Raw genomic sequence first — 26,085 nt, forward strand, 5'->3', positions numbered from 1 at the left:
GTTGCGGGAAGAAGTGAGGCTGTAGGAGTCAGTCCCTACCGCCTACCTCCTACTTCCCACAAGCTCAGTGCCTTGCTGAATCTTTCTCCACCGCCGCAACCAGCTCCGCGGCAGTGACGGTCGCAGTGCCACGCTTCATGACCACGATGCCGCCCGCGTAGTTCGCCAGGCGCGCGGCGTCTTCGGGTTCCGCACCCGCGGCTAGCGCCGCCGTGAAGGTTGCGATCACCGTGTCTCCCGCGCCGGTGACGTCGGCCACCTGGTCGGAACCGTAGATCGGGATCGGTACCGGCTTGTGCCTGCGCCGGAATGCGACCATGCCGTCGCGCCCGCGCGTGATCACCAGCGATTCGAGTCTCATGCGGCGAATGAGCTGCTCGCCGGCGGCGACTAGGATCGTCGGCTCATCGGCGACGCGGATGCCCAGCGCCGCCTCGACCTCCAGCTCATTGGGCGTGGCCGCGGTGATGCCCGAGAACTCCAGCATCCGGTAGCGCGAATCCAGCGTCACCGGGATGCCCTCGAGCGCACGCGTCGCCTGGATGGCGCGCAGAATGTGCGGCGTGGCGGCGCCGTAGCCGTAATCGGAGACCAGCACCGCGTCCGACGCCTTGGCGCACTCCCGCGCGTAGCGGGCGATCTGTGCGGCATCGAAGGTGCGCGGCTCGGGCTCGCGGTCCATGCGCACCACCTGCTGCCGCGACGAATGCGTATGGCCGGCCAGGATGCGCGTCTTGGTCGGCGTCGTGTACCCCTTGAGCTTGATGATCCCGCTCACCGGAATCTTTTTCTGCCGGAAGCGCTGGAGCAGGGTGCGCCCGGGCTCGTCGTCGCCCACGATGCCCACCGGCAGCACGTTGGAGCCCAGGTCGGCCAGGTTGTAGACGGCATTGCCCGCGCCTCCAGGTACCAGGATCCGCTCGCGGTGCTTGAGGATGAGCACCGGCGCCTCGCGCGACACGCGCGCGATCTCGCCGTAGAGGAACTCATCCGCCACCAGGTCGCCCACCACGGTGACGGTCACACGCGGGAACGATTCGATGGTGCGGATCAGCCGCTCAGCTTGCTTACTGCGGTTCATTCGGGAAGGGCGATTGTACCAGCCAGCGTCAGCCGCCAGCCATCGGCCGTCACAGTGCGGTGCACCGGCGCTGGGCGATGGCACTGAGCATGGAATCGAGGGCCGCCTGGGCGTCCAGGATTTCCAGGCGGACGGGAACGACTGCCAGCGGATCCAAAGCCGAAAACAGGCCGCCGAGGTTGACCGCATCTTTCTCCGTGGTGACGAAGCCACCCGCCTCGCTGCGCTGCGCCAGGTGAAGCAGGTCGTGGACGTCCTTTTCTGTGTAGGCGTGATGGTCGCGGAAGACGGCCTCGCCGGCGGGCTCGATGCCCGCTTTTCTTAGTTGTAAGAAGAAATTCTGGGGCCGTGCGATGCCGCAAAAGGCGATGGGGCGCGCAGGAACGTCTTTCGGCAGAATGCCGCGCCGCGCGCGCCAGAATGTTCTGGCCGCCGGAAACGCCTCTGGCTCGGCGCCGCTCATCAACGCGACGGCATCGGCGCGCTTCAGTGCGGTAAGCGGCTCGCGCAGGCGGCCGCTCGGCAGCAGGCGGTCGCGTGCGTCGTCCGGGGTCACCAGGACGATGTCGAAGTCGCGCGCCAGTTGCCGGTGCTGGAAGCCGTCGTCCACCAGGTGCAGGCTCGTCTCGAACTGCTTCTCCGCTACCCTACCCGCATCGTAGCGGTCTTCGCCGACGATCACCGGGACCTGGAGCTTGCGCGCGATGAGGAGTGGCTCGTCGCCGAACTCGGACGCCAGTCCGCCGGGATCGACCACGCGAACACCCTTGCTCCTGCGCCCGTAGCCGCGCGAGAGCACGTCGAAAGCGATGCTGCGAGTCTTCAGCAGTTCGCCCAGGGCGATGACGAAGGGGGTCTTGCCTGAGCCGCCGACCGAGATGTTCCCCACGCTGATCACCGGCTTCGCGAGGCGACGCGCAGGCAGCGAGCCGCGATCGTAGAGCGCATTGCGCGCCCCGACCACGGCGCCATAGAGGGAGGAGAGCATCATCGGGCGCTCATTTCCGTCTCCGGTAGGAGCTGTTCCAGCGCCTCCATGGTGCGTCGCGTCGCGCCGGACTGCGAGCGGAAGACCTCCGCCGCACGCCGTCCAAGACCTGCGCGCAGCCCCTGGTCGTCGAGCAGGCGCGTCAGTTCTACGGCAAATGATTCCGGCGTCGCCACCAGCACTGCGTCGGCGCGGCGAAAGATGTTGAGAATGTCGCGGAAGTTCTCGGTATGAGGCCCCACCAGGATCGGCACGCCATGCTGCGCCGGTTCCAGGATGTTGTGACCTCCGCGTGGCACCAGGCTTCCGCCGACGAAGGCCACGGTGGCCAGCGCATAGACGCCGGCGAGTTCGCCAATGGTGTCGAGCAACACGACCGAACCAGCGAACGATTCGTCGCCCATCATTCGGGAGCGGCGGACGAAGTTCAGGCTGCTGCCCATCAGAAGGTTCGCGACCGCGTCAAAGCGCTCCGGATGCCGCGGCGCGAGCACTAGCGCCGCGCGCGGGTGCGACTTGAGCGCGGAACGGAATGCCTCCAGCACCAGTTGTTCTTCGCCCTCGACGGTGCTGCCGCACACCAGGACCTCCGTCACCGCCGCTCGGGCGAATGCCTGCCGCAAGGTCTCGACGACCGGCTTTGCAGCGGACTCCTGTGCCTCGAATTTCAAGTTCCCCGAGACGTGCACGCGGTCTTCCGGCGCGCCGATCTCGGCCAGCCGCTGTGCGTCCAGGTCGCTCTGCGTGAGAAAGACGTCCACATTGCGCAGCAGCTTCTTCCACGCGAAGCGCAGACGCACGTACCTCGGATACGAGCGGTCGGAGATGCGCGCGTTCACCACGGCCAAGCGCGCCCCCCTTGCTTTCGCCAGGCGCAGGAAGTTCGGCCAGAACTCGGTTTCGGCCAGCACGATCAGCGACGGCCGTAACGCCCCCAGGTAGGCGCGCACGGCAAACCCGAAGTCCAGCGGAAAGAAAAAAACGTTCTCCTCGCCATACCGGTCGCGGGCGAGTTTTTGTCCCGCGAGGGTTGTCGTCGAGATCAGGACACGGCGTTCGAGGTGACGCGCCGTCAGTTCCGCGACCAGGCTGCCAATCGCGAGCACCTCGCCCACAGACACCGCGTGCACCCATATGCAACCCTCTGCCGGTTTGCGCAAGATGCGCTCTGGCACGCGCCCCAGGCGCTCCGCCAGCCCCGCCCGGTACTTGGCCATGGTGAGCATCTTCACGAGCCAATAGGGCAGCGTCAGGAACAGGGCCAACGACAGGCCTGCGCTGTAGAGAAGGTGCATCGGAGGGATTCTAAGGCATCGAGCCAGACAGACGGCCGCGCGCTGGCGAAAACCGCACTCCAGCGTCCATAATCACAGTATGCGTCGCGCACTCATGTCCGCTCTGCTCATGGGATCGCTGCTGCTGGCCGTCTCATTGCTTGCCGACGAAAAAGGCTTCGTCGCGCCCAAGGCGTACCACGCCAAGACCTATCCGGCGCGCGATGAACATCCTATGGAGCACGTCACCGTCGCCGTGGATCCCTACGACCTGCCCGACAAGACCGCCGGGATCTTGCGCGTTCCTTACAACAGCGCTGGATTCCTGCCTGTGCGGCTGATCGTCTCCAACGATGGCGACTCTCCCATCGTCCTCACCGGCATGCGAGTCGAGCTGATCACGGTGGGGAAGGTGAAGATCGCGCCCGCTGTTCCAGACGACATCTACCGGCGCATCAGCAAGCAGGGCAAACGCCCCGACGCGCCTCGCACCATCCCCCTTCCACTCCCGCGCAAGCAAAAGCCCAGCGTCAGCAAGGAGGCCGAGGACGAGATCGAGAATTCGCGCTTCCTGGCGCGCGCCGTCGAGCCGCATGCCACCCAGGCCGGATTCCTCTTCTTCGATGTCGAAGGGATCTCCAACCCGATGGCCGGCGCACACCTGTACGTCACCGGGGTCAACGACTCTAGAGGCCAGGAGCTGATGTACTTCGAGATCCCACTCGAGAAGTACCTGAGCTACCGGCCGGGACATTGACGGCGCACGTCGCCCCTCGTAAATCGGCCCTTGCCGATATGCGATACTGAATGCATGCCCATGCCTGCGCTGCCTCCGGCCGAGCCGAAGTCCGTGACCGTGAATTTGACCACCGGCACGGGCATGGAGATCGAGTGGAAGGACGGACACCGCAGCAGCTACACCTTCCAGTATCTGCGCGACGCCTGTCCCTGCGCCATGTGCAACGAGGAGCGCGACAAGACCGGGCGTGAGCCAGGCGAGTCCGCAAGACCGGCTCCCGGCGCGCTGCCCATGTTCAAGGCGGCGGCCAAACCGGTGGATGTGGAACGCATGGGCAAGTACGCGATCCGCTTCTTCTGGAATGACAAGCACGAGCACGGAATCTACTCCTGGGATTATTTCCGCCATATCTGCCCGTGCGCCGAATGCAGGGCCGTCCGCGCGGCCAGCCACGAGCCCACGGCGAAGGTCCAGTAGCCGCAGTGCAGCATCTTCTCGACCAACTCAATCCTGAGCAGCGCAAGGCGGTGGAGAGCGTCCGCGGGCCGTTGCTCATCCTCGCCGGCGCGGGCAGCGGGAAAACGCGCGTCATCACCTACCGCATCGCCCACCTGGTCGAGAACCTGGGCGTCTCGCCCGACTCTATCCTTGCCGTCACCTTCACCAACAAGGCGGCGGCCGAGATGGCAGAACGGGTCGAGAAACTGGCCGGAGGCTCTTTGCTCCGCCAGCCCTGGATCTCCACGTTTCACTCTTTCTGCGTGCGCGTGCTGCGCCGCGACATCGAGGCGCTGAAGGAATTCCGGAAGGACTTTGCGATCTACGACGAGACCGACCAGCAGCAGGTGGTCAAGGCGGCCATGCGGCGCCTCGGCCTCGACGACAAACAGACCAAGCCGCAAGCCGTCCTGGCGCGCATCTCCTGGGCCAAGAACCATATGATGGACCCGCAGCAGGTCTTCCACGAGTCGCGAGATCCCCTCTCCGAGCGCGTCGCCCACGTCTTCGAGATCTACAAGCAGGAGTTGCGCAAGGCCAACGCACTCGACTTCGACGACCTGCTGCTCGAGGCCGTCCGCCTGCTGAAAGATATCGCCGAGGTGCGTGAGCGCTACAACCGCCGCTTCGAGTACATCCTCATCGACGAGTACCAGGACACCAACCGCCCGCAGTACGAACTCATGCGCCTGCTGGCCGGCTCGCACCACAACGTCTGCGTCGTCGGCGACGAGGACCAGTCCATCTACTCCTGGCGCGGCGCCGACATCCGCAACATCCTCGAGTTCGAGCAGGACTTCCCGGAAGCAAAGATCATCCGCCTGGAGCAGAACTACCGCTCCACGCAGAACATACTGGCCGCGGCCTCGGCCGTGGTGGCGAACAACGTCCAGCGCAAGGGCAAGAACCTATGGACGTCGCGCCAGGGTGGTACGAAACTCGGCTTCTACGAGGCTCCCGACGGTGAGAATGAGGCGCTGTTCGTAGCCGATCAGATCTCCAAGTATGTCGCGCGAGCCCATCAGGAGGGCGTCGAGCAGCCGCGCGCGGCAGTGCTCTACCGCACCAACTTCCAATCGCGGCTGGTGGAGGAGGCCATGCGCCGCTACGGCATGAAGTACCACGTGGTCGGCGGCTTCTCGTTCTACGAGCGCGCCGAGATCAAGGACATGATCTCGTACCTCAAGCTGCTCCAGAACGTGGACGACTCCATCGCCCTGCTGCGCGTCATCAACACGCCCGCTCGGGGCATCGGCAAAACGACGGTCGAGACACTGGAGCGCATCGCGCTCGAGACCGGACTCTCGCTCTGGGGCGCCGTCGGAGAAGCCATCCAGCGCCAGCTATTACCCGCGCGCGCTCTCGCCGCGCTGCAAAGTTTCCGCCAGCTCATCGAGGACGCCCGCGCCATGCTCGCCGGGACCTTCGGCGGGAAACTCGCGGAGGAGGTCGCGGAGCCCCCAGCCGTCAGCGGTCAGCCGTCCGGAACAGCGGACGCAGAGAGCGCAGAGGATTTCTTCGACAAGCTCGCGCCGGGCTCTGAAGCCAGCGACCGGCAACCAGCGACCAGCGACTCTGTCGAGGGGTTCCGCTCCCCCGGCGGCCCCGCCACGCTTCCCGAGATCCTGAAGTTTCTCATCGACCGCACCGGCTACATCAAGCAGCTCGAAGAAGAGGCCACGCCGGATTCCTTCGCGCGCATCGACAACCTGCGCGAACTGGTGAACGCCGCCATGGACTCGCGCGACCGCGGCGAGTCACTCTCCGACTTTCTCGACCACGCCGCCCTGGTCAGCGAGTCCGACGACTACGACGAGCGCGCGCAGATCACGCTCATGACCCTGCACGCCGCCAAGGGCCTCGAATTCCCGCTTGTCTTCCTCGTCGGCCTGGAGGAAGGCCTGTTCCCGCACTCGCGCACGCTGATGGACCCGCCGCAGCTTGAGGAAGAGCGCCGCCTCTGCTACGTCGGCATGACACGCGCCATGGACGCGCTGGTGGTCACGCGCGCCCGCTTCCGCCGCCGCTACGGCACCGACCTGCCCGACGCCGCAGTGCCCTCGCGCTTCCTGGACGAGATCCCACCGCAACTGATGGAGGACCTGGGTTCTCCGCAACCGAGAGCCGCCGAGCGGCGCGATTACGAGTACTCCCAGGCGGGCAGCGACGACGACTTCGACCAGCGCCCACGCCACGGCAATGGGCGCAAACAGCGCGCGTCCTATGGCGGCCCGACTTACAACTCCATCGACAACATCGCTGAATTCTTCGCCTCCCGAGGAAAGAAATTCACCCGGCCGAAGTTGAGCGGTGTTGCGGGCGTGAGCGAAGCGGGAGCCCGCACGCGAAATCCCGAGCGCAGCGAGGGAACCATTCCCGCGCCCACCGGCAAGACCGGCTTCCGCCCCGGCATGAAGGTGCGCCACCCGAAATATGGCGAGGGGACGGTGTACAAACGCGAGGGCGAAGGTGAGGACGCCAAGATTACGGTACAATTTCCACGCTTCGGGCTCAAGAAGCTGGTAGAGAGGTTCGCGCAGCTCGAGCGCGCCTGAACAAGGAGATTCCTGCCATGAAGAAACTGGGGGTACTAGCGGGGTTCGTCGCACTGGTCGCGGTCGCCACGGGCTTGGCGCAGTATCGCTGGCCCAACATGACGACGGTGCAGAGGGTCTGGATCGACAAGCTGGGCAACAACGATGACGCGGAGCGCTTCCGCTTCCAGTTGGCCATTGAATTGGGCAAGAACGGATTCACCGCCTGGGATGAGGCGGACGGCTCCGACGGCATCGTCAAGGGCACGTTCTCCTACAAGAACTTCAGCGATAAGTCGGGCGCCGCGGCCAATCTCCGCATCATGAGCCCCGACAATAAGGAGATCTGGGGCTTGAGCGTGAACGACCCCAAATCAGACCGCAAGGGCGATTCGTCGCTCTGGGTCGCGCAGGAAGTCGCCAAGCGCATGAAGGAGCAGAAGGCGAACGAGATCAAGTGGTTCAAGGGAAAGAAAGGCTAGTTTCGAGTTGAAATCTGTCAGAGAGGACTAATGGCAAACACCACGAAGCTGAGCAGGGAAGAACGCAAGAAAGCCAAGCGCGCTGCGCGCAAGAAGCAGGCGCCCAAGAAGCCGCGTGAGTATGCGCGCGGATCGAAGAAGAGAAAAGTCAAGAAGATGGTTCGCGGCCAGTCGAAGCGCACGTAATCGAGGATCTGGGGATCGGGCGGGCGGTCTGCTGTCCGCTTGCCCGATCCCGCAGTCATCCAATCGCCCAATTCATTCCAGGAGCTCGTTCTGGCCAACCAATTACTCGCCACCAAGTCCATTGACAAGCTGATCTCGGAGTCGGAGGAGCCCGAACATCGGCTCAAGAAAACGCTTGGACCGTGGAGCCTCACCGCGCTCGGCATCGGCGCCATCATCGGCTCCGGCATCTTCGTTCTGACCGGCACGGCGGCTGCGGGCGAGCACTTCGAAGTCCCTTCCATCCTGCACGCACAGGTGCTCGACCTTTTCCTGAACTTGGTGCAGCACGGGAGTTTCGCCGGTGCGCTGATGCACGGCCGCCCGCCGGCAGGCCCGGCGATCGCAATCTCGTTCGCGCTGGTAGCCATCGCGTGCAGCTTTGCCGGACTCTGCTACGCAGAGCTGGCCTCCATGATCCCCATCGCCGGCAGCGCCTATACCTACTCGTATGCCACCCTGGGCGAGATCTTCGCCTGGATCATCGGCTGGGACCTGATCCTGGAGTACGCCGTAAGCAATGTCGCGGTCGCGGTCGGCTTCAGCGGATACCTGAAAGCGCAGTTGGAACAGTTCGGGCTAGTCATCCCGGAACACTGGTCCACCTCCGTGTGGGCTGGAGGCCACTGGACGGGCGCGTATTTCAACCTGCCCGCCTTCCTGGTGGTATTCGTCCTCACTGTGCTGCTGGTGCGCGGCGTGCGCGAATCCGCCGAGACCAACAATTTCATGGTGGCGATCAAAATCGCCGCCATCATGACCTTCCTGGTCGTCGGTGGCATGCTGGTGAATCCCGGCAACTGGAAGCCCTTCGCGCCTTCTGGTTTTGCCGGCGTCGTTACCGGTGGCGCCATCATTTTCTTCACCTACATCGGCTTCGATTCGGTTTCTACGGCGGCCGAGGAGGCCCAGAACCCTCAGAAGGACATCCCTTTCGGCATCATCACTTCCCTGATCGTGTGCACGATCCTCTACATGGGGGTCGCGCTGGTGCTGCTGGGCATGATGAAGTACAGCACCTTCGTTTCCGGCGCCGCCGCCGAGGCTCCGGTCGCCTACGCGCTGCAACAACTCGGCGCCAGACCGATCTTCCGCTCCGTGATCGTGATCGGCGCGCTCACGGGCATGCTCTCTTCGCTGCTGGTCTTCCAATATGGCCAGACCCGGATCTGGTTCGCCATGTCCCGCGACGGCCTGTTGCCCAAGCTCTTTTCCGCTGTACATCAGCGCTTCAAGACGCCCCATTGGTCCACCTGGATCGCCGGCTTTGCCGTCGGCATCCCGGCCGGGCTGGTCGATATCGGAGACGCCGCCGATCTTTCCAACATTGGAACGCTGTTCGCCTTCGTGCTGGTATCGCTGGGCGTGATCTTCCTGCGCCGCTCGCAGCCGGACCGTCCGCGCGCGTTCCGTGTCCCCTTCGTGCCCTGGTTCCCGCTGCTGGCGGTGATCCTCTGCGGCGGCCTGATGACCGGCCTGACTGTGATCACGTGGATCCGCTTCTTCGTCTGGATGGCGATCGGTCTGGTGATCTACATCCTCTATGGCCGGCGGCACAGCGAATTCGCCAAGGCCTCTCCAGGCGGAGCATGAAGCCGCCGAGCCAATTCATCCGGTCGCTTCCCAAGGCCGAGCTGCATCTCCATCTCGAAGGTTCCGTCGAGCCGGCCACCCTGGTGGAACTGAGCCGGCGGCACAGCGGGCCGCAGTACACGCTCGAGGAGGCGGAGCAGCTCTACAACTACCCGGATTTCGCCGCGTTCCTGCTGGCCTTCAAGGCCGTCGCCGAACAACTGACCACGCCCGAGGATTACGAGCTCATCACCTATCGCCTCATGGAGCGGCTGCGGTCGGAGAACGTACCTCACGCCGAGGTGTACGTTTCGGTGGGCGTCGTGCTCTGGTACAAGCGGGATTTCGCGCCGATCTTTGAGGCGCTGGAGCGCGCCCGCCAGCGCGGCGAACGCGACTTCGGTGTGTCCGTGCTCTGGATCTTCGACGCGGTCCGCCAGTTCGGCCCCGACCGCGCCCGGCGGGTTGTGGACCAGGCGGTGCAGTACCGCGACCGCAACGTGGTGGGGATCGGGATCGGCGGTGATGAGCGCCGCGCCGGCCCCGAACTGTTTCGCGACGTGTACGCGTACGCCGCCGACAACGGCCTGCATCTCACCTGTCATGCCGGCGAGACCGCGGGCCCCGAATCCATCTGGGGCGCCCTGAACCTCAAGAGCGAGCGCCTCGGCCACGCCCTCTCCGCCGGCCAGGACCGCGAGCTGATGGCCGTGCTGGTCGAGCGCCAGATCCCCCTGGAGATCTGCATCTCCAGCAACCTGCGCACGGCGTGCTGCGCCCGCCTGCAGGACCATCCGGTGAAGAGGTATTTCGACCTCGGCGCCATGGTCACGCTGAACACCGACGACCCGGCGATGTTCCGCACTTCCCTGTCGCACGAGTACCAGCTGGCGCAAGATTCCTTCGGCTTCACTGACGAGCACGTGCGCGAGTTGGCGCGCAATTCTTTCGAGGCGGCTTTTCTTCCCCCGGAAAAGAAGTTGTGGTTCCTCAACAGCCTGGATGCTATGGCGCCCGTCCCGGGGCGTCCCACCCGGATCCCATGACTGCGCTGCGGCGGGCCCTCATCTTCGCGCTATGTCTCGTGCCGATCGTTTGCGCAGTCGCTGCGGACGGGCCGCGAGAGCGCCCGCTCGCCATCACCAACGTCAACATCGTCGACGTCACCGACGGCAGTATCTGGCGCAACTCCACCATCTACATCCGCGGCAACCGCATCCAGTGGGTGGCGAAGCACGCGTTTCTGGAGCACGGTGAGCGCCTCAAGGTCGTCAACGGCGGCGAGCGCTACGTCATCCCGGGGCTGTGGAACATGCACGTGCACCTGGTGCAGGATCTCCCGGCGGAATACACCGAGCACGTCCTGATGCCGCTCATGATCGCCAACGGCGTCTCTGGCGTGCGCGACATGGGCGGCAACCTGACCCGGCTGAAGTCCCTGCGCGACCGCATCGCTTCCGGGGCGCTTCTCGGCCCTCGCATCATGTTCTCCGGCCCCATGATCGACGGGCCGCAGCCCGCTTATTCCGATTCCCTGGCCGTCACCACCGAAGACGACGCTCGGGCTGCCGTTCGCTTGCTCAAACAGCAAGGCGCGGATTTCATCAAGGTGCAGAGCCTGCTGCCGCGCGCTCCATATTTTGCGGTCGCCGACGAGGCGAAGAAGCAAGGCCTTATGTTCGTTGGCCACGTGCCCGATGCCGTGACCGCCGCCGAGGGTTCGGAAGCCGGCCAGCGCACCATGGAGCACATGCTCACCATCCTGCGTGGCTGTTCCACGGAAGAGCGCCAGATCATGGCCGCCGACGAAGAGTTCGGCCTCCGCACCGGTCTCACTCCGGCCCAGCGGAACGCCTTCGGCCAGGCGCAGCGCGAGCGCATCCTGCGCACTTTCAGCCCGGCCAGAGCCGACGACCTTTTCCAGCGGCTTCTCTCCAACCGCAACTGGCAGACCCCGACTCTCGTCCAGCTGCGCTTCTTCGAGCAGGCGGACACCAACGAATGGGAGCGCGATCCCCGGATGCGTTTCGTTCCGGCGTTCCTACGCGACAAGTGGAAACGGCAGCGGGACGACTTTCTCAAGGGCCGCTCGGCGGCAAATCTTGCAAGCTGGAAGGCGTTTTTTCGCAAGAACCGGGAGCTGCTCGGCCCCATGCGCCGTGATTACGTCCATTTCCTGGCCGGCACCGACAACGGCCCCTACGCCTTCCCCGGCTCCGACCTCCTCGATGAGCTGCAACTCCTGGTGGAGAACGGCCTGTCTCCGCTCACGGCGCTGCGCGGCGCGACCATCGAGGCCGCTATCGCCGTGAACCGCCAGCGCGAGTACGGCGCCATCGCGCAGGGTAGAATTGCCGACATCGTGTTCCTCGACGGCAATCCGCTCGAAGACATCCGCAACGTCCGCAAGATCTCCGCGGTCGTCTACAACGGGCATTTCTACGATCAGAGGGACCTCGACCGCATGACGCAGGATGCGGCCAAGGCGGCAGCGGAGGTGAAGTGATGGTCCGGCCGGCAATGACGCAGCACATCGGGATCGTGGCCTGTAGCGCCGAAGGCGCGGCCCTGTGTTACCGCACCATCTGCGAAGAGGCGCAGGACGTCCTCGGACGCCACTTCCATCCCGAGATCTCGATGCATACGCATTGTCTTGGTGAGTACATGCGGTTTGCGGAAGACGACAATTGGGGCGGTGTGGCCGGCCTGATGCTTTCTTCGGCCCACAAACTGCAAAAGGCCGGCGCGGACTTCCTCATCTGCCCCGACAATACCATCCACCAGGCGATGCGAATGGTCACGCCCAAGTCGCCGCTGCCCTGGCTGCACATCGCGGAAGAAGTGGCGGAAGAGGCCAAACGGCGCGGCTTCCGCAAGGTCGGCATCACCGGGACCAGGTACCTGGTAAGAAGCAGCGTTTATCCGGAGAAACTCGAAGCTGCGGGCATCGCCTACCTCCGGCCGGAGAAGGACGAGCGGGAGAAGATAAACGACATCATCTTCGACGAGCTGGTGCACGGCGTTTTCACCCACTCCTCCCTGGCCTACTTCCAGCAGGTGATCGAGCGCATGAAGCGCGAGGGCTGCGACGCCGTCGTGCTCGGATGCACCGAGATCCCCCTGCTGGTCAACGACGCCAACTCGCCCCTGCCTACGCTCGATTCCACGCGCTTGCTGGCCCGCGCCGCCTTGAAACGCGCGGTCATCGCGCGACCCGTCGCCGCCGCGCAGTAATTTTCGAAGGTCTTCTGCATCGACGCCGCGAACTGAACCGGAAAGGGCACGGCTTCAGCCGGGCCGAGGGCGTAACAAGGAAAAGCCCGGCCTCAGCCGGGCGAACGGAAGCTGCTTGCTTAGTCGCCGATCTGCACCAGCCCGCCCTCGGGTTGGGTGGCGGGTCGGTTCTGCGGGTCGCGCCAGAAGTCCAGGTAGGAGATCTGGTGCACGCACGAGACCGTGCAGTGCGGGGCGCAGGATTTCTCGGTCGCATACTCGCGCCGGATGTCCGCCCGCGTGTACTCGGCCAGCGGCTTGGCCGGATATCCGCGCTGCTGCGAGCAGTAGTGCACCAGGCCGTTCTCGCAGATGTAGAGGTAGCGGGCTCCGGCACGGCAGCGCCAGTTGTTCGGCCGGCCGTGCGCGATGTTGTCCTGGAAATAGTTGACGCGCGCGTAGCTGGCCTTCTCCATCGCCCACATCTCGCCGTAAACCTTGCGCTCTTCGTCTTCCAGGGGAAGCAACTGCCCGTCGCCGTTGTGGATGATGCCCACGGTCGAGGTGAATCCGAGCTCCAGCGCGCGCCGGCCGACGGTCAGCGCGTCGTGCGGGTCGCGGATCCCTCCCCCCACCACGGAATTGATGTTCACGTGGAACTCGGCGTGCTCCGCCAGAAGCTCCAGCTTCTTGTCGAGAACCTTCAGGCTTTTCTTCGAGATGTCGTCCGGCTGGACGTTGTCGATGGAGATCTGCAGGTGCTCCAGCCCGGCGCGGTTCAGCCGCTGGATGCGTTCCGCCGTCAGCAGGTAGCCGTTGGTGATCAGGCCGGCGATCATCTCCTTCTTCCGGATGTAGGCGATGACTGCGTCCAAGTCGGGGTGCAGCAGCGGCTCACCGCCGGAGATGGTGATGATGGTCGTTCCCAGCGCCGCCAGCCGATCCAGACGCTCGTGCATGGTCTCCAGCGGGACCGGTTTGGAGACGTCGTCGTACTCGTTGCAGTAGGCACAGGAGAGATTGCACCTCCGCATGGGGATGACATGCGCCAGCACCGGGTGGTCCGTGGACCACAGTGCCTTGGCGATCATTTTCAGTTCGCGCGCGCGCCGCGACACGGCGTTCAACCGGCGGCGGAATACCACCCCTGCACTTGGCATGGTTAACTAAGGGATTACACACCCCCCTCTCAGGATGCAGGAATCTGCCAACGGCGAACGGCGATTATCCGGGGCCGAACGGTCATGGGATGGGCCTGAATCACAAGAGGCCGATGAGCGATCCGCCTAGTGGTCCACGATGGACGATGCCGACGGCGCGACTCCGACCTCCGGGACCGACTCCAGCAGGGTCCGCGTGTAGGGGTGCCGCGGGAGGGTCGTGATCTGCTCGGCCGTGCCGACTTCGACGATCTTCCCCTGGTTCATCACTGCGATCCGGGTCGAGATGTAGCGCACCAGCGGCATGGAATGCGAGATGAACAGGTAGGTGAGCCCGAACTCATTCTGCAATCGCTTCATCAGGTTCAGGATCTGCGCGCCCACGCTCACGTCCAGCGCCGACACCGGCTCGTCGGCCACGATGAACCTGGGCCGCACCGCCAGCGCCCGCGCGATCCCGATCCGCTGTCTTTGCCCGCCCGAGAACTCGTGCGGGTAGCGCCCCAGCGCCGACTCGTCCAGCCCCACGGCGCGCATCAACTCCGACGCCCGGCTGCGCTGCGCCGACGGCGACAAGCCGTCGTGGATCACTACCGGCTCGGTCACGATCTCTTCGATGTTCATGCGCGGGTCAAGCGAGCCGAAGGGATCCTGGAAGATGATCTGCATCTCCCGCCGGAGCGCCCGCAGCTCCGCCCCCGACGCCACCGTCACATCCCGGCCGTCGAATCCGACCCAGCCCGAGGTCGGCTCGATCAGGCGCAGCATCAGCCGTCCCAGCGTGCTCTTGCCGCAGCCCGATTCTCCAACCAGCCCCAGTATCTCGCCCGGCTCGATGTCCAGAGACACGCCGTCCACCGCGCGCACCTCGCCTTTCGCGCCCCCGCCGAACGCGGATTCGCTCAGCGGGAACACCTTCACCAGTGCGCGCACTTCAACCAGGTTCACGGCAGAATCCTACCGCAGCGGAAGCAGTTGGTGCGGCTACTTCTTCTTATTGGTGGCGATGGCCAGCAGCAGGTCGCCGGAGGCCCCCAGGCCGCGAAGGCGTTTCTCCAGGTCGGGGTTGAGTTCGAAGTCCACGCCTCGTTCCTGCACCAGCGACGCCACCCGCTTGGGCGACATCTTTCCCTGCAGCATCTCGGCCACATCGCCGGCGGTGAATGGCGGCGGCCCGGCCGTCTCCAGTTTGGCCGTCACTTCCAGGTTCTTGCCCGAAACCAGGCGGACCTCCTGCTGGAAATCTTTGAAACCGGGGAGACTGATGCGCAGCTTGTAGGTGCCCGCCGGCAGTCGCAGCACCTCGCGCCCCTCGGCGCTGGTCATCCCCCGCGGCTCGTCGTTGATGTATACCTGCACGTCTCCTGGGTCGCTGGTGATCGTAATGCTCCCCCGCAGATCACGCGCGGGTTGTGGTTTTGAGCTGTCCGTCGGCGCTTGCTGGGCGCTTTGCCCGGAGGCCTGTGCCTGGGCCTCGGTTCCCAACCGGTGCACGTTCGCCAGCACCTTGTCGAAATTCTTGACGGACCGCACCAGGAATTCGGCACTCGCTCCCATCCGGAGCACGGCGCGCCGCTCGTCTCCCCGCTCCGTCAGCGGTTCCAGCGCGTATGTCGACGAGCCGGCAGTCAGCACCACCTTCCCTGGCAGTTTTTCAGCGGTGGCTCCATTGCGTGCCACATCGAAGCTCTCGCAGGACGTGCCGTGAAAATCCCCGCTGATCCGTGTCCGCGTGACGTACACGTGCCCCTGGCACTGCTCCTGGGCCATGCTGAAGCCCAGGGCAGGCTCACCCTGCCGGGTGAAATACTCGATGTAGACGCCCCAGCCTTGATTGCCCCCGTACTCGAGCGCGGGATGTCCGTTATGGGTCACCGCCTTTGGCGGGTTCCCCATCGCGTGCATGCCCCCGCGCCCTCCCGGTCGGTTCGGCTGCTGGTTGGAAGATTGGTCCTGCGCGGCTGCGCTCAGCGCCGCAAGAAGGAACGCGATCGCGATCGTACGCTGCATTTTCATGGCTTTGCCCGGAAGGCTGTTCCGGAGATGGTAACGCATCTCTTCAAGAAAAGTTCTGCGCAGGCGGCTAATGTTTCCGCCCCAGCACTTGATCCTCGGTGCGCTTGGCCTGTTCCGCACGCTTCAACTGTGCCTGTGCTGCCGCGTCGCCCGGCTCGAGTCCCAGCGCCTCGCGCAGATCGCGGATCGCGAGGTCGTACTCGCCACTGTCCAGATGCCGTCGACCGGTGGCGACCAGCTCCCGCACGCGACGGTCATGCGGAGCTTTGTGAGTGTCGGGTTGCGCCTCCGACGGCGCTACGGCTGGCGTCTCGACCTTTGGTGTCGATGGTTGTGGCGCCGGGCGGGCCGCTTCCATCGGAGCTGGAGCACCTCCCGCGTTCGAGCTGCCCTGTGGTGCGCGCCTGCCCACAACGAAGTAGCCCCCCACCAGCGCTATCACCACCGCCACACCGACCAACACCCAAAGCCCGGCAGGCGACGTCTTCGCCGGAGCCGGGAGGTGCGCCGTCGCCACCGCGATCTGCGTGGGCTGAGTCAGCGAAGTAGCCGCTATCTGCGGTGCTGGATACTCGTCGGAGCCCATCACTCGCGTCTGCGCCGCCAGCGGGGAACGTTCTGGTTCCCTTGTTGATCGCTTTGTTGGCTCTGCGCCTGGTCGCTCTGCAGGATCTGCTCCGACTGCTGCTGCCTTGCTCGCTTGCAGGCCTCGATACCGCGCTTGGCCCACTCATTGTTCGGATCCAGCTCCAGCGCAGAGCGGAAAGTGGCCATCGCCTGGCCATACTTGCCGTTGTCGTACTGCTGCTTCCCGATCGTCAGCAGACGATTCACTCCCGGATCCATCCTCTGCTGCTGCGGCGCGGGCGCCGTTGCGCTCGCATCCATCGATGGCCTGTCCGGAGCAGACGTGTGCTGCTCCCGCTTTGACGCTGCCTCGGACGCGGGTTTCTCGTGCGCTGGACGCCGTGGCTTGTCCGGGTTTGCGGCTGCATTCTGCTGCGCCGGCGCCGCAGTCTGCTGGACCGCTGGCGTCGGCTCGGGTGCGGGTTCGGCAGGATTGACCACCTGCTGGACCACCGGCGCAGGGGCCGCGGCAGACGCCTTCTGCCGCTGGTGGGCGACTACGGCCAGCCCACCCGCCACCAGGACGGCGACCACCAGCGGAACCAGCCAGCGCCGCCCGTCCGCTGCCGGCGGCGCCGCCCTCGGCGCTACTCGCGGTGCGGGAGCCGGTGTCTTTCGTGGCGGGGCGATCGCAACCGTCTCGTCCACCGGAACTGGCGCGTATTTCGGCGCCGCCGCCGTGGGCGAAAGCACCGCCGCCGCGACCGTCGGCGTATATGTCGGCGTCGAAGTGGCGCTCATCGGCATTGTGGCCGTGCTGTCCGGAACCGGAATGCTTGTCGCCGCCATGACCGTCGGCGTTATCACTTTCGTGGCGATGCCGGTCTGCGCGACCGCCTGTTTCTTCGCCGCCGCCAGCGCCTCCAGCATCTCGTTCGCGTTCTGAAACCGCTCCGCTGGATCCTTCTCCAGCGCCTTCATCAGCACCTTTGAGATCGCGGGTGGGATGTTGAGGTCCGGACGCAGCAGATGCGGCGGCGGCGGCACGGTCTGCAGGTGGTGCATCAGCAGTCCCATCGCCGTATCGGACTCGAAGGGCTGCTTGCCGGTCAGCATTTCGTAGATCACCACACCCAGCGAGTAGAGGTCGGCGCGGCCATCGATCTGGTCGCCGCTCCGGCCCATGGCCTGCTCCGGCGAGATGTATTGAGGCGTCCCGACCACCATCCCCGTTTGCGTCGCCGTATATCCGCCGCCCACGTCCATCGCCCCTTCCCTTACCTTGGCGATACCGAAATCCAGGACTTTCACCAGGTCCTTGCCTGCCTGCGAGACCAACAGGATGTTGTCCGGCTTGATGTCTCGGTGCGTGATGCCCATCTGGTGCGCCGTCGCCAGCGCCGACGCCACCTGCCAGGTGACGTGCAGCGTGCGATCGAGCGGCAGCGGCCCGGAACTTTGGATCACCGACCGCAGGTCGCGTCCCCTCACGTATTCCATGACCATGAACAGCCGGCCATCTTCGGTGGTGTCCAGATCGTCCACCCGCACCGCGTTCGGGTGTTGCAGCTTGCGCGTGACCACCGCCTCGGTACGGAACCGCTTGATGAAGTTCGGGTCGTCCATCAGCTTGCTGCTGACGACCTTGATGGCCCGCTCCTCGTTGAAGGCCAGGTGCTTTACCCGGTAGACGGTGGCCATGCCGCCCGCGCCGATCTTCTCCATGATCTGGTACTTGTCGCGTATCGTCAGCCCGGGCATCAGGTCCGACGCGACCCGCAGCACCGTCTGGTCCTTGGGACACGTGTTGAAGCCGGTGGGATACGTCGCGTTGCAAGTCTCGCAATACTTCATGTGCTTCGTTCCGGGGCGGAGTGTGCCGAATGTTATCGCGGAACAGAAGCCGCTGGGCGGGAAAATGTCTGGATGAGGTTACGAAGGAAATGCGGGGCCTTCGTCTGGCTGATAATTGCGCGCTCCGACTCGCAACCGCTGCGCTCTACTGTTACAATTTGGGCACGTCTGTTTGCGAGAAGCCCCGATTTGGTTGAGCTAGCGCCTTCGATACTTTCCGCCGATTTTGCGCGCTTGGGCGAGGAAGCCCAGGCTGCGGTGCAGGGTGGCGCCACCCTGCTGCACGTGGATGTGATGGACGGCCACTTCGTGCCCAACATCACCATCGGCCCCCCAGTCGTGGCCTCGCTCCGCAAGGTGACCGATGTCCCGCTCGACGTTCACCTGATGATCGAGAACCCGGATCTCTTTATTCCGGGGTTTGTGGATGCAGGCGCCGACTGGATCTCGGTCCACCAGGAGGCATGCCGGCACCTGCACCGCACGCTCGATCTGATCCGCGTGCGCGGTGCTCGGGTTGGCGTCGTGATCAACCCGGCGACACCGGTGCAGACGCTCGGCGAGGTCCTCGACATGGTGGACTTCGTCCTCGTCATGTCGGTGAACCCCGGATTCGGAGGGCAGAAATTCATCCCCGGATCGCTCGAGAAGATCCGCAAGCTGGTCACCATGCGCAACGCCCGGGGAGCGAACTTCCGCATCGAGGTCGATGGCGGCATCGGGTTGGATACGATCGCTGATGTTGTGCGCGCCGGGGCCGAGGTCCTGGTCGCCGGCAATGCCGTCTTCGGCAAAGGGAATGCCACTGAGAATGCGCGCCGGTTGCTGAAGGCCGCCACTGAGGCTACGCTCCAACGTGTCTAGGATTCCGAGGTAGGGTCATGCTGAAACGTCTTGTTCTCGCGCTTCCTTTGCTCCTGTTGGCCATCGCACTGGCCGGCTGCCACAAGAGCAAGGTCCAAAACCCCATCGCCAACGTCGATTCCAAGCAGCCCGATAAGGTACTTTTCGATCGCGCCATGCAGACCCTCAACGAGCACAAGTACGATGTGGCGCGCATGACCCTGCAGACGCTGATCAACACCTATCCCGACTCGGAGTACGTCGCCCGCGCCAAGCTGGCCATCGGCGACAGCTGGTACAACGAGGGCGGCACCGCCGGCCTGGCCCAGGCCGAGATCGAGTACAAGGACTTCATCACCTTCTTCCCCAACATGCCGGAAGCCGCCGAGGCCCAACTCAAAGTGGCCAATATCCACTACAAACAGATGGAGAAGGCGGACCGCGACTTCACCCACGCCAAACGCGCCGAAGACGAGTACAAGCAACTCCTGCTTCAATTCCCCGACAGCAAGCTCGTGCCGGAAGCCAAGCAGCGCCTGCTCGAAGTCCAGGAAGTGCTCGCCGACCGCGAATACCGCATCGGGCGCTTCTACTACATGCGGATGAATCATTCCGCCGCCATCGCGCGTCTCAAGTCGCTCACGGACACTTATCCTCTGTACAGCGGCGCCGAAGACGCTCTGTACACCCTGGGACAGATCTACGAGTTTCAGGCGGAGGCTTCACGCGGGCTAAGGCTCCCCGAGGCCGCCAAGGGCCTCGTAATCCAGGACTTCACGAAGAAGGCCCAGGAGGCGTACTCGCGCATCATCACCCGCTACCCGATAACGGCGCGCGCCGAGGATGCCAAGCGGCGCCTCGAAGCCATGCACGTGTCCGTGCCCACGCCCACGCCTGAGGCCATCGCGCAGAACAAGGCGGAGGAGGAGAGCCGAACGCAGACCGGCCGCTTCGGCAGGTTGATGAGCAATCTCCACCGTCCGCCTGATGTTTCGCTCGCCACCAAGGTAGGCGAGCCGACCCTGGTCGATCCGAAGCAGACCAGCGCACCGGATGTCGCTCGCAATATCAACGACTTGATGGTGGAGGGGTATCGCAAGCCCACGGAAGGCGGGTCCCACGCAGTGGCGGTCGGGACCGATTCCACTGCGGCGCCAGGTCCAAACGAGCCAGCGCCGCGCACCGATGCCGGAGCCGTTTCCCAGCCTCCGCCGCCTCCTCCCCCCCAAGTCAACGAGGCGGCGCCTCCCCCGAGACAGGTGAACGACGCCGCTTCCGGTACGGATTCTTCCTCCACGGCATCGGCGCCGCAGGATTCGAGCAAGGACAAGGACGCCAAGGACAAGGATAAGAACGAATCCTCGAGTAAGAAGAAGAGCAAGAAAGGATTACGCAAGCTCATCCCCTTCTGAAGCGGCCCGCCGGGCGGATTCGGGGCCGTCCGGCGCGTCCCTTCCGGGAACTTGCCGAGCACGCCAACCCGCACTTTTGATTGACTTTACCTATCCACTAACAGTAACTTTTGTTCCGCACCTCTCCCCGGTCAAGGAATCCCCGTGGCGCTAAAGATCCTACTCGCCGATGACAGTATGACGGCCCAAAACCTGGGCAAGAAGATCCTCACCGAAGCTGGCTACGAGGTGGTCGCCGTCAGCAACGGCGCCCAAGCGGTCAAGAAGATCGCTGAATGCAAGCCCGATCTGGCCGTGCTCGATGTCTTCATGCCCGGCTACAGTGGCGTGGAGGTGTGCGAGCGCGTCAAGAAGGCCCAGGAGACCGCGCACCTCCCGGTCCTGCTTACGGTGGGAAAGATGGAGCCCTTTAAGCCGGAAGAGGGCACTCGCGCGGGCGCCGACGGCCTGATCGTGAAACCATTTGAGGCTTCGGAACTTCTCGCTGCGGTCAAGAGGATCGAGGGAAAGCTCGCCGCCCCCGTGGCGCGAGCCGCTCCCGAACAAGAAGCCACGGTCAAGATTCCCGTCGAAGAATTCCAGGACGCCTCTTACGAGGAGTGGAAGGTTTCGGCTCCGGAGACGCCCGTCGAAGAAGAAGAAGTTCGTCCCACCGAGAAGACCGCCGTGCCCGAGGCAATGGGGGCTGAGCCCGCTTTCGGCATGGAATCTCTGGAGGGACCGGAGGCGGCTACGGTTGCTCCATCCGATACGCAGCCCATTGAGCCGCCTCCCGCCGTGCGCACTACTGCTGCCATCACGCCCCCAGCGCAAGTGGTAGCACACACGCCGGCGGCGCGCACCACCGCCGAAATGCCCGCTCCTCTGCAGGCAGAGGCCGCGGCCACCGCTTCCATCGTAGAAGAAGTAGCTCCGGCCGCTGCCCCGCACGAGATCGAATTTACCTCCGCGCCGCAACCCGTCGAGGTCGAGCACGCGCCTGCGCCGGGCTTCGAGCCCACCGTCAGCCAGGAAGCGGTTTCCGTCTCTTCCGGCCGCGACCCCAGCCTGGTCACCGACAGCGACGAGCTCTCCAAGTTCGCCACCAAATTTGGGGTAGAGGGCGCCGAGCCCATTCCTGTCGGGCTAGCGTCGGAGATGCCCGGGCTGTATGCCGACAGCCAGGCTCCGGCCGCAGAAGCTCCCGTGGAAGAGGCGGAAGCGGCTGCCTCTGTCTCCGTCGACGCCGACTTCGAGGCGCGCGTGGCTGCTGCTATGGCAGGCTACGAAGAGCCTCCTGCGCCGGTCGCCGAATCGGAGTCCGCGATGGCCCCCGCACCTGCTGCCGAAGCCGAGGCCATGGGCCGGGACACGGCTGCCCTGATCGCGCAAATGCAAAAAGCGGTCGAAAACCTCCCGCTGGATACCACACCACACGTGGAAGCAGCGGCCGAGCCGGCGCCCGTCGCGCCCCCGCCGCCTGAGCCAGTCCAGGAAAACGTGCCCGACCACGCGCTCGCCGCAGCCATGGCCGCCGCAGTCGGTGCTTCCGTCGAGCCCCAGGTCGCCGCCGCCGTCGCTCCCCCGCCGGGCGAGCTCACTCAGGCACTCGCCCCGAATGTCATCGCCGACATCGTGCATCGTGTGGTGGAGCGCATGAAGCCCGATCTCGCCGCCGAAATCGCCAGGGAACTGGAAGCGATGATGAAGAAGTAGCTATCGGCGATCAGCCAGCAGGGCGCGTGCCATCGCGCCCTTTATTTTTTTGTGTGACGGCCGATGGCCGGTGGCTGGCGGCCGGTTTGGTAATATCGAGGATTACCTCAGAGCACGCGGATCCCATTGCATGCCACACGATTTACCCAAAGCGTACGACCCGGGCGCCATCGAGGCGCGCTGGGCGGAGTACTGGGTGAACGAAAAGCTCTTCCATGCCGCCCTCCCCGGTGCGACGTCGGGCCAGGCGCCGCGGGTTTTCACTCTGCTTCTTCCGCCGCCCAACGTCACCGGCTTCCTCCACATGGGACACATGCTGGAACACACCGAGAGCGACATCACGGTGCGCTGGCAGCGCATGCGCGGCTACCAGGCCCTGTGGCTGCCGGGCACCGATCATGCCGGCATCGCCACCCAGATGCTGGTCGAACGCCAGCTCGCCAGCGAGGGCGTGAAACGCCGCGAGATGGGTCGCGGGAAGTTCATCGAGCGCGTCTGGCAGTGGCGCGAGCACTACGGGGGCGCCATCCTCGGCCAGATGAAACGCCTGGGCACCTCCGTGGACTGGAGCCGCGAATACTTCACCATGGACGACCGCCTCACCCGCGCCGTCCGGGAAGCGTTCGTACGCCTCTACGAAGAAGGCCTGATCTACCGCGGCAAGTACATCGTCAACTGGTGCCCGCGCTGCATGACCGCCATCAGTGACCTCGAGGTCGTGCACGAAGAAACCCAGGGCAAGCTCTATGAGATCCGCTACCCGGTCGTCGGGGGGGGCGAATCGGTCGTCGTGGCCACCACCCGGCCGGAGACCATGCTGGGCGACACCGCGGTTGCGGTGAACGAAAAGGACCCGCGCTACCAGCATCTGCACGGCAAGACCGTCCGCCTGCCGCTCATGAACCGCGGGATTCCCATCATCACCGACGACCTCGCCAAGCCCGAGTTCGGTACCGGCGCGGTGAAGGTCACGCCGGCACATGATCCCAACGACTTCGAGGCCGGGCTGCGGCACATGCTGCCGCAGGTCGACGTCATGGATGAGACGGCGCACATGAATGAGAACGCCGGGCCATACGCCGGGCTCGACCGCTTCGAGGCGCGTCGGCGCATCATCCACGACCTAGAGCAGCAGGGCCTGCTCGTCCGCACCAAGGATTATCTCGTGCCCCTGGGCAAGTGCGACCGCTGCAAGACCATTGTCGAGCCACGCCTCTCCACCCAGTGGTTCGTGAAGATCGAGCCACTCGCGAAGAAGGCGATCGCAGTGGTCGAGGGTGAGGACTCACAGGTCCGCTTCGTTCCCGAGAACTACAAGGCGGTGTACCTGAACTGGATGCGCAACATCTACGACTGGTGCATCTCGCGCCAGCTCTGGTGGGGGCACCGCATCCCGGCGTGGCACTGCCCGGCCTGCCGCAACGTCATCGTGGCCCGCGAGACGCCAGCCAAGTGCGAGAAGTGCGGCGGCTCGCGCCTGGAGCAGGACCAGGACGTGCTGGATACCTGGTTCTCCTCTGGCCTGCTGCCCATGTCGGCCCTCGGCTGGCCCGACAAAACACCGGACCTCGACGCCTTCTATCCGACCTCGCTGCTGATCACGGGATTCGACATCCTGTTCTTCTGGGTGGCGCGCATGATCATGCTGAACTGCCACTTCATGGAAGGACACAAGCACGGCTCGGTCCCCTTCCGCCACGTATACATCCACGCGCTGGTCCGCGACGCCGAACGCCAGAAGATGTCGAAGACCAAGGGCAACGTCATGGACCCGATCGAGGTCATCGAAAAGTACGGTACCGATGCCGTGCGCTTCACCCTGGCCTCCATGGCAGCCCCCGGCACCGACATCGCGTTTGCGCCGGAGCGCACCGAGGGCTACCGCAACTTCGCCAACAAGATCTGGAACGCGGCCCGCTTCATCTTCCTCAATGTGGACCGCGCCGAGCAGGCCGGCGTGTGGTCCCTGCACGAGTTCCCGGCCAGCAGCCCCGCCAACGCGGCGGCGACCCTTGAGGACCGATGGATCTTCTCCCGCTTCCACCGGACCGTCCGGGAGGTCGACGAAGCCCTGCGCGCCTACCGGTTCCACGAGGCCGCGCACGAGGTCTACGACTTCTTCTGGGCTGAGTTCTGCGATTGGTACATCGAGATCATCAAGCTGCGCCTGTCCGACAGCGACCGCGGCACCGCGCGCACCGCCTTCTTCAACCTGATGACCATCTTTGAAGGGGCGCTGCGCCTGTTATCGCCGTTCATGCCGTTCATCACCGAGGAGCTCTGGCACGCCGTGTACGACGGCAAGCCGCCGCTGAAATCCATTGCCCTGGCAGCCTATCCGCAAGCCGACGTCTCCCGCATCGACGACGCCGCCGAGACCGAGATGGCCATCCTCCAGGACCTCATCGTCAGCGTGCGCAACATCCGCGCCGAGCTGAAGATCGAGACCAAGGCCCGCGTCCCCATCAGGGTCTTCGGCGACGCGCAGGTGCAGACGCTCATCCGCCAGAACCGCACCGCCATCGAGAAGCTGGCCAACGTCGAGGGCGTCGAGTTCGTCTCCACCCACCTCGCCAAGGAGACTGGCGCGCGCTCCACCGCCCGCTTCGACCTCGCCGTCGTTTACGAGCAGAAGATCGACATCGCCGCCGAGCGCCACCGCCTGCAGAAGGAGCTGGCCCACATTGAAGGCGAGATGGCGCGCCTGCAGAAGCAACTGCAGAACGAGCAGTTCCTCGCCAAAGCTCCAGCCAACGTGATCGAAGGTATGCGCAAACGCCTGGCGGAGCTGGAGGTGCTGGTCGTAAAAGTCCGTGACGGTCTCAAAGTCCTCGGCTTCGGCGGCGGGAACCCCGATGCCCCGGTCAAGAAATGAATCGGTCGCGATGCTTTGGTAGATTTTGAAGTGTACTGAGTGCTGAGTACCAGGTACTGGGTACTTCTTTATGGACTGGAACAGCCGCCGCATCACCGTGATTCTGGAGAACGCGCTCCGCGAAGATAGCGCCACGCGCGACTCCACCACCTACGCCTGCATCGACCCACACCAGCGCGCCACCGCCACCGTCCTCGCCAAGCAGGACTGCGTGCTCGCCGGACTCGGTGTAGTCGCGCGCATCTTCGACGTCTTCGCCAACCTCGACGGTACTGTCGTTTCGTACGCCGAAGTCACCAGTCATCCCGAGATCTTCGATGGCGTCCGTCTGCACAAGGGCCAGAGCATCGCCGTCATCCGCCACAACGCCCGCATCATCCTCTCCTGCGAGCGCGTGCTGCTCAACGTCCTCCAGCGCCTGAGCGGCATCGCGACCTTGACCCGGCGCTTCGTGGACGCCATCGCCGGCACCCACGCGCGTATCCTCGATACCCGCAAGACCGTCCCCGGCCTGCGCCTGCTCGACAAGTACGCGGTCACCTGTGGTGGCGGCTTCAATCACCGCCTCGACCTCTCCGACGGCGTCCTCATCAAGAACAACCACATCGCGCTGGCCGGCGGGATCGTCCCGGCGCTGGAAGAGGCTCACCGCAACCGTCGCGGCGAGCAGCCCATTGAGATCGAAGTTCGTTCTCTGGAGGAGCTCGGGCAAGCCCTGGAGCATGGCGCCGAGGCCATCCTGCTCGACAACATGATTCCCGAGACAGTGCGCGCTGCCGTCGAGCGCGTGCAGCGCCACTCGCGCCGCGTCCCGCTGGAGGCCTCCGGTGGCATCACGCTGGAGAACGTCCGCGCCTTCGCCGAAACCGGCGTGGATTACATCTCCGTGGGCGCCCTGACCCACTCCGCCCCCGCTGTGGACATGAGCCTGCGCGTCATGCCCGCCTGATGTTCCTGGTGTCATCCTGAGCGAAGCAGCGCGGCTGTCGAACTCAAGGCCCCCTACCCGCCCAAGCATTTCTCCGCGATCTCTACGTCTTCCGCGGTTAATTGGGTT

General features: G+C 64.8%; 22 protein-coding genes. 14 read left to right on the forward strand and 8 right to left on the reverse strand.

Annotation, left to right across the window (positions count from 1 at the left end; genetic code table 11):
* Positions 1-64 precede the first annotated feature (64 nt).
* From LAN37_11695 to LAN37_11705, 3 genes are read right to left on the reverse strand one after another with little or no spacing between them, the layout of a single operon-like run.
* The gene (locus LAN37_11695) at positions 65-1,081 is read right to left on the reverse strand and encodes a sugar kinase (protein MBZ5647871.1); all 1,017 of its coding nucleotides are present in this window, start codon (positions 1,079-1,081) and stop codon (positions 65-67) included.
* A gap of 49 nt (positions 1,082-1,130) precedes the next feature.
* A complete protein-coding gene (lpxK, locus tag LAN37_11700; GenBank protein ID MBZ5647872.1) occupies positions 1,131-2,072 on the reverse strand; it encodes a tetraacyldisaccharide 4'-kinase in 942 nt (313 codons plus the stop codon).
* Positions 2,069-3,364 carry a 3-deoxy-D-manno-octulosonic acid transferase gene (locus LAN37_11705; protein MBZ5647873.1) on the reverse strand — a complete coding sequence of 432 codons (1,296 nt, stop codon included), beginning with the start codon at positions 3,362-3,364 and terminating at the stop codon, positions 2,069-2,071. Before LAN37_11705 ends, lpxK begins: the two co-directional genes overlap by 4 nt.
* 79 nt (positions 3,365-3,443) lie before the next feature.
* Here LAN37_11705 and LAN37_11710 point away from each other — a divergent pair, with 79 nt between their 5' ends.
* From LAN37_11710 to LAN37_11750, 9 genes are all read left to right on the forward strand, one after another.
* Positions 3,444-4,100, forward strand: coding sequence for a hypothetical protein (locus LAN37_11710; protein MBZ5647874.1), 657 nt, complete (start codon positions 3,444-3,446; stop codon positions 4,098-4,100).
* Between the two features lie 54 nt (positions 4,101-4,154).
* Positions 4,155-4,559, forward strand: coding sequence for a DUF971 domain-containing protein (locus tag LAN37_11715; GenBank protein MBZ5647875.1), 405 nt, complete (start codon positions 4,155-4,157; stop codon positions 4,557-4,559).
* Entirely contained in the window at positions 4,508-7,135 is a 2,628-nt protein-coding gene (locus tag LAN37_11720; GenBank protein MBZ5647876.1) for a UvrD-helicase domain-containing protein, read from the forward strand. The genes LAN37_11715 and LAN37_11720 overlap by 52 nt, the downstream gene beginning before the upstream one ends.
* Before the next feature lie 17 nt (positions 7,136-7,152).
* The gene (locus LAN37_11725) at positions 7,153-7,596 is read left to right on the forward strand and encodes a hypothetical protein (GenBank protein ID MBZ5647877.1); all 444 of its coding nucleotides are present in this window, start codon (positions 7,153-7,155) and stop codon (positions 7,594-7,596) included.
* Between the two features lie 30 nt (positions 7,597-7,626).
* Positions 7,627-7,782, forward strand: a complete 156-nt coding sequence (locus LAN37_11730) for a hypothetical protein (protein ID MBZ5647878.1) — start codon at positions 7,627-7,629, stop codon at positions 7,780-7,782.
* A 90-nt stretch (positions 7,783-7,872) separates the two neighbouring features.
* On the forward strand, positions 7,873-9,414 hold the full coding sequence (locus tag LAN37_11735; protein ID MBZ5647879.1) for an amino acid permease: 1,542 nt from the start codon (positions 7,873-7,875) through the stop codon (positions 9,412-9,414).
* Entirely contained in the window at positions 9,411-10,439 is a 1,029-nt protein-coding gene (gene add / locus LAN37_11740; GenBank protein ID MBZ5647880.1) for an adenosine deaminase, read from the forward strand. The genes LAN37_11735 and add overlap by 4 nt, the downstream gene beginning before the upstream one ends.
* Entirely contained in the window at positions 10,436-11,899 is a 1,464-nt protein-coding gene (locus LAN37_11745) for an amidohydrolase family protein (GenBank protein ID MBZ5647881.1), read from the forward strand. The genes add and LAN37_11745 overlap by 4 nt, the downstream gene beginning before the upstream one ends.
* A 14-nt stretch (positions 11,900-11,913) precedes the next feature.
* Entirely contained in the window at positions 11,914-12,627 is a 714-nt protein-coding gene (locus tag LAN37_11750; GenBank protein ID MBZ5647882.1) for an amino acid racemase, read from the forward strand.
* A 119-nt stretch (positions 12,628-12,746) separates the two neighbouring features.
* Here LAN37_11750 and LAN37_11755 read toward each other — a convergent pair whose 3' ends face one another.
* The 5 genes from LAN37_11755 to LAN37_11775 all read right to left on the reverse strand — a co-directional run bounded on the left by LAN37_11755 (position 12,747) and on the right by LAN37_11775 (position 18,203).
* Positions 12,747-13,766 (reverse strand): radical SAM protein, encoded by a 1,020-nt coding sequence (locus LAN37_11755; protein ID MBZ5647883.1) that lies wholly within the window; start codon positions 13,764-13,766, stop codon positions 12,747-12,749.
* A gap of 126 nt (positions 13,767-13,892) precedes the next feature.
* Positions 13,893-14,714 carry an ATP-binding cassette domain-containing protein gene (locus LAN37_11760; protein MBZ5647884.1) on the reverse strand — a complete coding sequence of 274 codons (822 nt, stop codon included), beginning with the start codon at positions 14,712-14,714 and terminating at the stop codon, positions 13,893-13,895.
* Between the two features lie 36 nt (positions 14,715-14,750).
* Positions 14,751-15,776 carry a PEGA domain-containing protein gene (locus tag LAN37_11765; protein MBZ5647885.1) on the reverse strand — a complete coding sequence of 342 codons (1,026 nt, stop codon included), beginning with the start codon at positions 15,774-15,776 and terminating at the stop codon, positions 14,751-14,753.
* A 73-nt stretch (positions 15,777-15,849) separates the two neighbouring features.
* The gene (locus LAN37_11770; GenBank protein MBZ5647886.1) at positions 15,850-16,368 is read right to left on the reverse strand and encodes a hypothetical protein; all 519 of its coding nucleotides are present in this window, start codon (positions 16,366-16,368) and stop codon (positions 15,850-15,852) included.
* Positions 16,368-18,203 carry a protein kinase gene (locus tag LAN37_11775; protein ID MBZ5647887.1) on the reverse strand — a complete coding sequence of 612 codons (1,836 nt, stop codon included), beginning with the start codon at positions 18,201-18,203 and terminating at the stop codon, positions 16,368-16,370. The genes LAN37_11770 and LAN37_11775 overlap by 1 nt, the downstream gene beginning before the upstream one ends.
* A gap of 189 nt (positions 18,204-18,392) precedes the next feature.
* On the opposite strand from LAN37_11775, the gene rpe reads away from it, so the two are divergent.
* From rpe to nadC, 5 genes are all read left to right on the forward strand, one after another.
* Complete coding sequence (rpe, locus tag LAN37_11780) at positions 18,393-19,067, forward strand: ribulose-phosphate 3-epimerase (GenBank protein MBZ5647888.1); 675 nt, start codon at positions 18,393-18,395, stop codon at positions 19,065-19,067.
* Between the two features lie 17 nt (positions 19,068-19,084).
* On the forward strand, positions 19,085-20,458 hold the full coding sequence (bamD, locus tag LAN37_11785) for an outer membrane protein assembly factor BamD (protein ID MBZ5647889.1): 1,374 nt from the start codon (positions 19,085-19,087) through the stop codon (positions 20,456-20,458).
* Positions 20,459-20,635: 177 nt separating this feature from the next.
* Positions 20,636-22,153, forward strand: a complete 1,518-nt coding sequence (locus LAN37_11790; protein MBZ5647890.1) for a response regulator — start codon at positions 20,636-20,638, stop codon at positions 22,151-22,153.
* A 130-nt stretch (positions 22,154-22,283) separates the two neighbouring features.
* A complete protein-coding gene (locus LAN37_11795; GenBank protein ID MBZ5647891.1) occupies positions 22,284-25,028 on the forward strand; it encodes a valine--tRNA ligase in 2,745 nt (914 codons plus the stop codon).
* Positions 25,029-25,098: 70 nt separating this feature from the next.
* Positions 25,099-25,977: a carboxylating nicotinate-nucleotide diphosphorylase gene (nadC, locus tag LAN37_11800; protein MBZ5647892.1), complete on the forward strand. Its 879-nt coding sequence runs from the start codon at positions 25,099-25,101 to the stop codon at positions 25,975-25,977.
* Positions 25,978-26,085 lie beyond the last annotated feature (108 nt).

This window comes from Terriglobia bacterium (genome assembly GCA_020073495.1).
GTDB lineage: Bacteria > Acidobacteriota > Terriglobia > Terriglobales > Acidobacteriaceae > JAIQFD01.

Bases quoted from the DNA above. Each gene is read 5' to 3' on its own strand.
- LAN37_11695 (MBZ5647871.1), bottom strand. From the start codon at position 1,081: ATGAACCGCAGTAAGCAAGCTGAGCGGCTGATCCGCACCATCGAATCG.
- lpxK (MBZ5647872.1), bottom strand. From the start codon at position 2,072: ATGATGCTCTCCTCCCTCTATGGCGCCGTGGTCGGGGCGCGCAATGCG.
- LAN37_11705 (MBZ5647873.1), bottom strand. From the start codon at position 3,364: ATGCACCTTCTCTACAGCGCAGGCCTGTCGTTGGCCCTGTTCCTGACG.
- LAN37_11710 (MBZ5647874.1), top strand. From the start codon at position 3,444: ATGCGTCGCGCACTCATGTCCGCTCTGCTCATGGGATCGCTGCTGCTG.
- LAN37_11715 (MBZ5647875.1), top strand. From the start codon at position 4,155: ATGCCCATGCCTGCGCTGCCTCCGGCCGAGCCGAAGTCCGTGACCGTG.
- LAN37_11720 (MBZ5647876.1), top strand. From the start codon at position 4,508: ATGCAGGGCCGTCCGCGCGGCCAGCCACGAGCCCACGGCGAAGGTCCA.
- LAN37_11725 (MBZ5647877.1), top strand. From the start codon at position 7,153: ATGAAGAAACTGGGGGTACTAGCGGGGTTCGTCGCACTGGTCGCGGTC.
- LAN37_11730 (MBZ5647878.1), top strand. From the start codon at position 7,627: ATGGCAAACACCACGAAGCTGAGCAGGGAAGAACGCAAGAAAGCCAAG.
- add (MBZ5647880.1), top strand. From the start codon at position 9,411: ATGAAGCCGCCGAGCCAATTCATCCGGTCGCTTCCCAAGGCCGAGCTG.
- LAN37_11745 (MBZ5647881.1), top strand. From the start codon at position 10,436: ATGACTGCGCTGCGGCGGGCCCTCATCTTCGCGCTATGTCTCGTGCCG.
- LAN37_11750 (MBZ5647882.1), top strand. From the start codon at position 11,914: ATGACGCAGCACATCGGGATCGTGGCCTGTAGCGCCGAAGGCGCGGCC.
- LAN37_11755 (MBZ5647883.1), bottom strand. From the start codon at position 13,766: ATGCCAAGTGCAGGGGTGGTATTCCGCCGCCGGTTGAACGCCGTGTCG.
- LAN37_11765 (MBZ5647885.1), bottom strand. From the start codon at position 15,776: ATGCAGCGTACGATCGCGATCGCGTTCCTTCTTGCGGCGCTGAGCGCA.
- LAN37_11770 (MBZ5647886.1), bottom strand. From the start codon at position 16,368: ATGGGCTCCGACGAGTATCCAGCACCGCAGATAGCGGCTACTTCGCTG.
- LAN37_11775 (MBZ5647887.1), bottom strand. From the start codon at position 18,203: ATGAAGTATTGCGAGACTTGCAACGCGACGTATCCCACCGGCTTCAAC.
- bamD (MBZ5647889.1), top strand. From the start codon at position 19,085: ATGCTGAAACGTCTTGTTCTCGCGCTTCCTTTGCTCCTGTTGGCCATC.
- LAN37_11790 (MBZ5647890.1), top strand. From the start codon at position 20,636: ATGACGGCCCAAAACCTGGGCAAGAAGATCCTCACCGAAGCTGGCTAC.
- LAN37_11795 (MBZ5647891.1), top strand. From the start codon at position 22,284: ATGCCACACGATTTACCCAAAGCGTACGACCCGGGCGCCATCGAGGCG.
- nadC (MBZ5647892.1), top strand. From the start codon at position 25,099: ATGGACTGGAACAGCCGCCGCATCACCGTGATTCTGGAGAACGCGCTC.